4 protein-coding genes are annotated in these 8,906 nt (G+C 65.7%); 1 reads left to right on the forward strand and 3 read right to left on the reverse strand.

Going from position 1 to position 8,906, the window contains the following annotated elements:
* Positions 1 to 45: 45 nt before the first annotated feature.
* The 3 genes from PNI01S_RS25535 to PNI01S_RS25545 are packed head-to-tail and all read right to left on the reverse strand — an operon-like array spanning position 46 to position 4,933.
* The gene (locus tag PNI01S_RS25535) at positions 46 to 1,416 is read right to left on the reverse strand and encodes an HlyD family type I secretion periplasmic adaptor subunit (RefSeq protein WP_084359666.1); all 1,371 of its coding nucleotides are present in this window, start codon (positions 1,414 to 1,416) and stop codon (positions 46 to 48) included.
* The gene (locus tag PNI01S_RS25540; protein WP_084359667.1) at positions 1,406 to 3,562 is read right to left on the reverse strand and encodes a type I secretion system permease/ATPase; all 2,157 of its coding nucleotides are present in this window, start codon (positions 3,560 to 3,562) and stop codon (positions 1,406 to 1,408) included. Before PNI01S_RS25540 ends, PNI01S_RS25535 begins: the two co-directional genes overlap by 11 nt.
* Before the next feature lie 21 nt (positions 3,563 to 3,583).
* Positions 3,584 to 4,933: a TolC family outer membrane protein gene (locus tag PNI01S_RS25545; protein ID WP_037016421.1), complete on the reverse strand. Its 1,350-nt coding sequence runs from the start codon at positions 4,931 to 4,933 to the stop codon at positions 3,584 to 3,586.
* A gap of 337 nt (positions 4,934 to 5,270) precedes the next feature.
* Here PNI01S_RS25545 and PNI01S_RS25550 point away from each other — a divergent pair.
* A partial coding sequence (locus PNI01S_RS25550) for a retention module-containing protein (RefSeq protein ID WP_159457353.1) occupies positions 5,271 to 8,906 on the forward strand: 3,636 nt, incomplete at its 3' end.

Consider the following 8,906-nt stretch of genomic DNA (forward strand, 5'->3'; position numbering starts at 1 on the left):
GGGCCACCCGATGGGGTGGCCCTTTTTTGTGCAGGCACTCTCGACTTACCGTTCCCGCAGCGCCTCCGCCTTGGCCCGCAGAATCGGCTTGAGCAGGTAGCTGAGGATGCTCTTCTTGCCAGTCATGATGTCCACGGTGGCGACCATGCCGGGGATGATCAGCAACGGTTTGTCGTCGCTGCCCAGGTGGCTTTTGCGGGTGCGCAGCTTGATCAGGTAGAAGCTGTTGCCATCCTCGTCGGTGACGGTGTCGGCGCCAATCTGCTCCAGGTCCGCCTGCAGGCCACCGTAGATGGTGTAGTCGTAGGCGGTGAACTTGACCATGGCGTGCTGGCCGGGGCGCAGGAAGGCGATGTCCTGCGGACGGATGCGCGCTTCCACCAGCAGGGTGTCGTCCAGCGGGACGATCTCGATCAGGTCGCTGCCCGGCTGGATCACACCGCCGATGGTGTTCACCAGCAGCTGCTTGACGATACCGCGCACCGGCGAAGTGACCAGGGTGCGGCTGACGCGATCCTCCAGTGCCTTACCGGTGGCGGTGGCCTTGCTCAGTTCGGTGCGGGCTTCGTTGAGTTCCTTCAGCGCATCGCTGCGGAAGCGCGAACGGGTTTCGGCAACCTTGCGCTCCACTTCCTTCACCGCTGCCTCGGCCCGCGGGATCGCCAGGGTGGTGGCATCGAGCTGTCCACGGTTTTCCACTTCACCGCGTTTCAGGCGCAGCAGCTCTACCTGGGACATCGCGCCCTGCGCCACCAGCGGCTCGGACATGGAAATCTCCTGGCGCAGCAGGTTCAGGCTGTTGCGGTACTGCGCCTGCTTGGAGACGAACTCGCGCAGTTCCTGCTGCTTCTGCACCAGCTGTTGCTGCAGGCCGTCGGTTTCGTCCTTGAGCTGCTGCTGGCGGCTGTGGAACAGCGCCTCTTCACTGCTGGCCTGGCCGGGCACCTTGGCGCGCACATCGTCGGGGATGTTCAGCGCGCGCTCTTCCACCTCGGCAGACAGCCGCTCCACCCGCAGGAACATCGCCAGGCGGTCGGCCTCGGTCTCGCCGACGTTGGACTGGAAGCGCGTCGGGTCCAGGCGCATCAGTTGCTCGCCGGCCTGCACCACCTGCCCTTCGTGGACGAATATCTGCGAGACGATGCCGCCTTCCAGGTTCTGGATCTTCTGCACCTTGGACGAAGGGATCGCCTTGCCCTCGCCGCGGGTGACCTCGTCGATCTGCGCGAAGTGTGCCCAGAGCAGCAGGAAGGCGACGAAGCCGATGAGGATCCAGATGGTCAGGCGCACCACGCGCGGCGCATCCTCGATCAGCGCCTTGCTGACTTCTGGAAGCGGCTGGCCGGAGAGGTTGTCGCCGCCCTTGAAATAGCCACGGACAGAGTGGCGGATACTGCCCAGAGGATTAAGCGACACTGATCTGCCCCTTCTTCAGTGCATCCATGACCACATCCTTCGGACCGTCGGCAATGATGCGTCCCTTGTCGACGATCACCAGGCGGTCCACCAGGCTGAGCATGGAGGCGCGGTGGGTGACCAGCAGCAGTGTCTTCTCGCCCATGATCGATTGCAGGCGCTGTTTCAGGCGCTCCTCGCCGGCGTTGTCCATGGCGCTGGTGGGTTCGTCCAGCAGCAGGATCGGCGGGTCGAGCAGCAATGCGCGGGCCAGGGCGACGTTCTGCCGCTGGCCGCCGGAGAGGTTGTGGCCACGCTCGCCGACCTGCAGTTCATAGCCCTGCGGGTGCAGGCGGACGAACTCGTTCACGCCGGTCAGCTCGGCCACTTCCAGCACGCGTTCGTCATCGATGTAGCGCGCGCCGCTGACCAGGTTGTCGCGCAGGGTGCCACTGAACAGGCTGATGTCCTGCGGCACGTAGCCGATGTTGTGGCGCAACTCGCTGATGTCCAGTTGGCGCACGTCGGCGCCGTCCACCAGCAGGTTGCCGTTCTCGGGCTGGTGCAGGCCGACGATCAGCTTGGCCAGGGAGCTCTTGCCCGAGCCGCTGCGGCCGATGATGCCGACCTTCTCGCCGGCGCGGATCTGCAGGTTGATGCCGTGCAGCGCCGCGACCTGCTGGTTCGGGTAGGCGAAGTCGAGGCCGCGCATCTCGATACCGCCGCGCAGTTGCGAGCGGGTCAGCGGACGTTCGTCGGCGTTGCGCTCCTGCGGCAGCTCCATCATCTGGTTGGTGGTGGCCATGGACAGGCGCGCCTGCTGGTAGCGCTGGATCAGCCCGGAGAGCTGGGTCAGCGGGCCGAGCGCGCGGCCATTGAGCATGTAGCAGGCGATCAGACCGCCCATGGACAGGTCGCCGGCGATGATCAGGTAGACACCGCCGATGATCATGACGACCCCGGCCAGCGCCTGGATCAGCACGGTGATGTTCATCGCCAGGGTCGACAGCAGCTTGACCCGCAGTTCCAGGCGGCTGAGGGTGCCGATGGTCTGCTCCCAGAGGTACTGGCGCTCGCTCTCGGCGTTGTTGACCTTCACCGCGTCGAGGCTGGCGAGGGTCTCGATCAGGCTCGACTGGCGTTCGGCGGCCAGCGCCATGGTGCGGTTCATGGTCTCCACCAGCGGCTTCTGCAGCAGCCAGCCCAGGCCCGCGGCCAGCGGGAAGGCAACCAGCGGGACGAACACCAGCGGCCCGCCGATGATGCCGATCACCAGCAGGATCAGCAGGGTGAAGGGCATGTCGATCAGGGTGGTCAGCGTGAGCGAGTTGAGGAAATCGCGCAGCGTCTGGAATTCGTGGATGTTCTGGGCGAACGAGCCGACCCGCGCCGGGCGGTACTTCATGCTCATGCCGACAATGCGCTCGAACAGCGTTGCCGAGATGATCAGGTCGGTCTTCTTGCCGGCCAGGTCCAGGCACAGGCCGCGCATGGTCTTGAGCAGCAGGTCGAACAGGTAGGCGCCGCTGATGCCGATGGCCAGCACCCAGAGGGTGGCGGCGGCCTGGTTGGGCACCACGCGGTCGTAGACGTTCATGACGAACAGTGGAGCGGCCAGGGCGATCAGGTTGATCAGCAGGCTCGCAGCGACGGCGTCGACGTAGAGCCAGCGCGAGCGCTTCAGGGTGTCGCGGAACCAGCTCTTGGCGCGCGGGATCAGCTCGCCATGCTGCAGGTCGAACTTGTGCTGCGGCTGGGCAAAGAAGGCCTGGCCGGCGTAGTCCTCGCTCAGCAGCTCGCGGGAAACGCGCACTTCACCGCCGTCGCTTTCCGACAGCAGCAGGCGCGCATCGCCATTGCTTTCCCAGCCCAGCAGCACCGCGCAGCGCCCTTCGCGCAGCAGCAGCATCGCCGGCATGGCAAGGGCCGGAATCTGCCCGAGCTTGCGCTGCAACAGGCGCCCTTGCAGGCCGGCGCGAGCCGCCGCACGGGGCAGCAGCTCGGCGGACAGGCGCTGCTTGGGCAGCGGCAGGCCGCTGGTGAGCATGGCGCGGCTGGCCGGCTTCTGGTGCAGCTGACAGAGCGTCAGCAGGCTGTCCAGCAGCGGATCGTCGAGCAGACCGCGCGGATCGTGGCTTAGGGGTACTGCGCTGACTTCTTGATCCACGCGGATGCTCTCTCGGGCAGGTTAGTTGAGGCCGGGCAGCTGGACTCGCGGCTTGATGTCTTCGGAAGCCACTGCAGCCATCGGTGCTACCACGCCCTGGCTCTTGAGCAGTTCGCCCAGGGTCGCCTTGATGCGGTACTGGGTGAACAGCTCGGTGTACTTCAGGTCGACCAGACGGCGCGAAGCGTTGAACAGTTCGTTCTCGCTGTCCAGCAGATCGAGCAGGGTGCGCTCGCCGATGGTGAACTGCTTCTGGTACGCCTCACGCACGCGGGTGCTGTAGTCCACGTACTGGCGGGCGATCGGCAGCTGGTCGCGGGCGTTGTTCAGGGCGTTCCAGGACAATCCGAGTTCCTCGTTCAACTGGCGCAGGGCGTTGTTGCGGATATCCAGGGCCTGGTTCGCCTCATAGGACTTGGCTTCCAGCTCGGCCTTGTTGCTGCCACCGGCGAACAGGTTGTAGCGCATGCGCAGCATGGCCTGCCATTCGTTGTTGTGGCCTTCTTCTCCGTCGAGGTTGTTATCGGCACCACGGGAAAGTTCTGCATCGAATCTCGGATAGAAGGTCGATTTCGCTGCGTCGTACTGTTTCTCGGCGGCGGCCACGTCGGATTCTGCGGAGCGCAGGATCGGGCTGTTCTCCACCAGCTGGCGACGGGCGGCCTGCAGATCTTCCGGCAGCTGGCCGGCAAGACCGGTCGGGTCGCTCAGGTCCACCGGATCGCTGCCCACCACGCTGTAGTAGTTGGTGCGGGCGTCGGCCAGGTTGGTCTTCTCGGTCATCAGGTTGTTCTGCGCCTGGGCCAGGCGGGCCTCGGCCTGGTCCTGGTCGGCGAGGCGACCAACGCCGCGGGCACTGCGCAGGCTGATCTGGTCGTAGACGCGCTGGTGGTTCTTCAGGTTTTCCTCGGCCAGACGAACCATTTCCTGACGACGCAGCACATCGGTGTAGACCTGGGCGACATCCAGCGCGGTGCGCTCGGAGGTTCCCAGCAACGCGTAGGCGCGGGAGTTCACGTTGGCCTGCTGGCGGCCGACTTCGCTGGAGGTGGCGAAACCGTCGAACACCATCTGGCGCAGGGCGAGGTTGGATTCGCCACGGTTCAGGGTTTCCCAGTGGTCGCCTTGGCCACGGGTGGTGGTGTTGTCGGAGCCTTCACGGCCATAACCGGCGGTCAGGTCGACGGATGGCAGGTAGCCCCCCTTCGCTGCACGCAGCTGCTTGTCCGCGGCGAGTCGGGAGTTCACCCCGGCCTGGATTTCCGGGTGGTACTCCAGGGCCTTCTGCATGGCCTGGTTGAGCGAGTCGGCGTGGGCGGGCAGGACGAATGAAAGGGCGAAGGGCACTACAGCAGCGAATCGCATACGCATGAGGAAAACATCCTTATCAATGGGATAGCCGCAGCGATTCGATTGCCGCCAATAGCGTCAAAAGACCGGCGAATGCGCTGCAAGGAAGCATCGAAAAGCGTGATGTATTTCACGCTAAATTTTTTTACGCGAGCACCCGATATCAAAGTGACATCGATTTGCCAATTGTTTAGGATGGCAATCGAATGGTCAATACATTGGCATATACGTAATTTCCATCCGCTATAAGCCATGTTTTTGACGCCAAGTTTTTGCTCTTACAGACAAGGGAATGCCCCTGGCGCCGACCTCCATGCGGCCCGGTCGGCAACCAGGCAAGCCTCACCAGGAGAAGTGCATGAGCAGCGTCGTCGCCGTCGTGAAAAGCATCATCGGCCAAGTGATTGCGGTATCCCCCGAGGGCGTCCAGCGCGTCCTGGTCGAAGGTGACCGCATCTACCAGGGCGAACAGCTGCTCACCGGCGCCGCAGGAGCGGTGACGCTCGACGTCGGCAAGGGCAAGCTGGTGGACCTGGGCCGGGACAGCCAGTGGAGCAGCGCCGACCTGCCGCAGGCCGAGACGCACCACGCAGCCGCGCAGCCGGCCAACGCTCCGAGCACCGAGGACCTGCAGAAGGCCATCGCCGCTGGCCTCGACCCGACCCAGGCCCTCGCACCTACCGCGGCGGGCCCCAGTGCCGCTCCGTCGGCAGGTGGCAATGGCGGCGTCGGTGGCGGTCACAGCTTCGTGATGCTCGATGCCACCGCCGGGCACGTCGACCCGAACATCGGCTACACCACCGCCGGCCTGGACAACGGTGGCTCCGCCGGCGACGAGCGCCAGGGCGACCTGCCGCCCAACCTCGCGCCCGAATTCAGCGAAGGCAGCAACGGTGTGCTGAACCTCACCACCGCCGAGGACACCCTGCTCACGGGCACCTTCGCCGCCCGCGATCCGAATGGCGACACCATCAGCTACAGCGTCGGCCAGGCCCCGGCCAATGGCCTGCTGGTGCTCAATCCCAACGGCACCTGGCAGTACAACCCGAACGGCGACTACAACGGCGCCGACAGTTTCACCGTGATCGTCACCGACGCCCGTGGCGCTACCAGCACCCTGGTGGTGAACGTCGGCATCACCCCGGTGAACGACGCTCCGGTGGCTACTGGCACCTATACCAGCACCGTCACCGACACCGCCGCCAACGACAGCTTCGCCGACATCAAGGGTCAACTGACCGCCACCGACGTCGACGACACCAACCTGACCTGGAGCGGCAGCGCCAAGGGCGCCTACGGTGAACTGACCGTCAACGCCGACGGCAGCTACACCTATGTGGTCGACGCCAATGCGGTGAACGCCCTGCCCCAGGGGCAGAACCCGAGCGAAAGCTTCACCGTGACCGTGACCGACCCGTCCGGCGCTACCGACACCCGCGTCATCACCATCAACGTGCAGGGCGCCAACGACACGCCGGTCGCCCAGGATGGCCAGGCCAGCGTCACCGAGGACAGCGTGATCGGCGGCCAACTGGTGGCCACCGACCGCGACACCGGCAGCACCCTCACCTTCACCACCAACGGCAACCCGCCGGCGGGCTTCACCCTGAAGCCGGACGGCAGCTGGACCTTCGATGGCAAGGACCCGGCCTACCAGCACCTGGCCGAGGGCGAGACCCAGGTGGTGCAGGTGCCCTACACCGTCACCGACGAGCACGGCGCCACCAGCACCGCCACGCTTACCGTGACCCTGACCGGCACCAACGACGTGCCGGTCGCCCTGCCGGGCGCTGCCACCACCGAAGAGAACACCGTGCTCAACGGCCAGGTTCCGGCCGCCAGCGACGTGGACGGCAGCGTCACCGGCTACCAGCTGACCACTGGCGTCGGCCAGGGCAACGGCAGCCTGAGCTTCAATCCGGACGGCAGCTACAGCTTCAATCCCGGCAAGGACTTCGACAGCCTCGCCCAGGGCGAGACCCGCGACGTGACCTTCACCTACCAGGCGAAGGACAACAACGGTGCGCTGAGTGACCCGCAGACCATCACCATCACCGTCACCGGCACCAACGATGCGCCGGTTGCCCAGCCGGGCACCGCCTCCACCGAGGAGAACACCGTTCTCAATGGCCAGGTTCCGGCCGCCAGCGACGTAGACGGCAGCGTCACCGGCTACCAACTGACCACTGACGTCGGCCAGGGCAACGGCAGCCTGAGCTTCAATCCGGACGGCAGCTACAGCTTCAACCCCGGCAAGGACTTCGACAGCCTCGCCGAGGGCGAGACCCGCGACGTGACCTTCACCTACCAGGCGAAGGACAACAACGGCGCGCTGAGCGACCCGCAGACCATCACCATCACCGTCACCGGCACCAACGACGCGGCGGTGATCACCGGCCAGACCAGCGGCAGCGCCGATGAAACCGACGCCCCGCTGACCCTCGGCGGCAAGCTCGATATCACCGACGTCGACGGCCCGGCCAGCTTCCAGGCGCAGAGCAATGTCGCCGGCCTGCACGGCACCTTCAACCTCGGCACCGACGGCACCTGGACCTACACCGCCAACAGCGCCTACAACGAGCTGGGCGTCGGCGACAAGCTCACCGACACCTTCACCGTGAAGGCCGCCGACGGCACCAGCAGCACCGTGACCGTCACCATCAACGGCACCAACGATGCACCGGTGGCCAGCGCCACCAGCGGCGCCGTGAAGGAAGACGCGCAGATCAGCGGCCAGCTCGCCGCCACCGATGCCGACGATGGCGCCAAGCTCACCTACACCCTGGACAAGACTGCCCCGGCCGGCTTCAGCGTCGATGCCGACGGCAAGTGGTCCTTCGATGCCAGCGTCAGCGAATACCAACACCTGAAAGCCGGTGCCACCCAGACCATCCAGGTGCCGTTCACCGTCACCGATGAACACGGCGCCACCAGCTCCAGCAGCCTGACCATCACCATCACCGGCACCAACGATGCGCCGGTGGCCCAGGCTGCCAGCGCAGCGGGCACGGAAGACAAGCTCAGCTTCGGCAAACTGGTCGCCACCGACGTGGACGACGGCGCCAAGCTCAGCTTCAGCCTCAACGACAAGGCGCCGGCCGGCTTCACCCTGCTCAAGGACGGCACCTGGGCCTTCAACGGCCTGAACCCGGCCTACCAGAGCCTCGCCGCCGGCGAGACCAAGGTCCTGTCGATCGACTACACCGTCACCGACGAACACGGCGCCACCAGCACCAACACCCTGACCCTGACCGTTACCGGCACCAACGACACGCCGATCGCCCTGCCCTCGCTGACCTTCGTCCGCGAAGACGCGCAGATCAGCGGCGAGCTCAAGGCCATCGACGTCGACAACGGCGCCCAGCTGACCTTCAGCCTCAACCAGGCCGCCCCGGCCGGCCTGACCCTGGGCAGCGACGGCAAGTGGAGCTTCGACGCCAGCGATGCCGCCTACCAGCACCTGAAGGCTGGTGCGGTGCAGGTCATCAACGTTCCCTACACCGTCACCGACGAACACGGCGCGAGCACCCAGAGTTTCCTGGTGATCACCGTCACCGGCACCAACGATGCTCCGCGCGCTGATGCCGCCACCGCTGCGGCAGTGGAAGACCAGGTCAGCAAGGGCCAGCTCACCGCCACCGACGTGGACGATGGCGCCAAGCTGAGCTTCAGCGTCTCCGGCAACCCGCCGGCCGGCTTCACCCTGAAGACCGACGGCAGCTGGACCTTCGACGGCAAGAACCCGGCCTACCAGTCCCTTGCCGAAGGCGAGACCAAGGACATCGTGGTCAAGTACATCGTCACCGACGAGCACGGTGCGACCGATACACAGACCCTGACCATTACCGTCACCGGGACCAATGACGCGGCGGTGATCACCGGCCAGACCAGCGGCAGCGCCAACGAGACCGACGCTCCGGTCACCCTCGGCGGCAAGCTCGATGTCACCGACATCGACGGCGCGGCCAGCTTCCAGGCGCAGAGCAACGTCGTC

The organism is Pseudomonas nitroreducens NBRC 12694 (genome assembly GCF_002091755.1).
Lineage (GTDB): Bacteria > Pseudomonadota > Gammaproteobacteria > Pseudomonadales > Pseudomonadaceae > Pseudomonas > Pseudomonas nitroreducens.